Annotated in this window: 3 tRNA genes and 1 rRNA gene; all 4 read left to right on the top strand. The window is 47.9% G+C overall.

The features are described 5' to 3' along the window. The first annotated feature begins 15 nt into the window (after nucleotides 1-15). Nucleotides 16-131, top strand: a 5S ribosomal RNA gene (rrf, locus tag ACPYKA_RS13520). Between the two features lie 87 nt (nucleotides 132-218). Next, nucleotides 219-311 (top strand) — tRNA-Ser (locus tag ACPYKA_RS13525). Between the two features lie 18 nt (nucleotides 312-329). After that, nucleotides 330-404: transfer RNA gene (locus ACPYKA_RS13530), tRNA-Glu, on the top strand. Nucleotides 405-474: 70 nt separating this feature from the next. Next, a tRNA-Val gene (locus ACPYKA_RS13535) sits at nucleotides 475-550 on the top strand. The last annotated feature ends 72 nt before the right edge of the window (nucleotides 551-622 follow it).

A 622-nucleotide genomic window follows, 5' to 3' on the forward strand; every position in this document is an offset into this window, starting at 1 on the left:
AGTTTTTTCACTAGGTCTGGTAATGAAGGCGGAGAGGTCACGCCTGTTCCCATACCGAACACAGCAGTTAAGCTTTCCAGCGCCGATGGTAGTTGAGACTTTGTCTCTGCGAGAGTAGGACGTTGCCGGGCAATTAACCATAAAGTTAATTCTAATGAAAATATAAGCTTCTGAAAGTTAATTTAGGAAAGATTTCGACTGTATTACTTAAGCTCAATGGAGAGCTGTCCGAGTTGGTCGAAGGAGCACGATTGGAAATCGTGTAGGCCGCTATCGCGGTCTCGAGGGTTCGAATCCCTCGCTCTCCGCCATTATATTATTAGTTTAATGGCCCGTTGGTCAAGCGGTTAAGACACCGCCCTTTCACGGCGGTAACACGGGTTCGAATCCCGTACGGGTCACCATTCTTTAAGGAAGGCATGTTAAATACGCAACGTCCTGTTGCAACACATGCACTAGCACATCCTGTGCGTCGGAGGATTAGCTCAGTTGGGAGAGCACCTGCCTTACAAGCAGGGGGTCGCAGGTTCAAGTCCTGCATCCTCCACCATTATTTAAATGTATTTTTACGATCGCGGGGTGGAGCAAAGCCGAAACACCATCGAGAAACATCTCTGAATAG

The organism is Pseudogracilibacillus amylolyticus (SeqCode) (assembly GCF_051918545.1).
Classification (GTDB): Bacteria; Bacillota; Bacilli; order Bacillales; family Amphibacillaceae; genus Pseudogracilibacillus.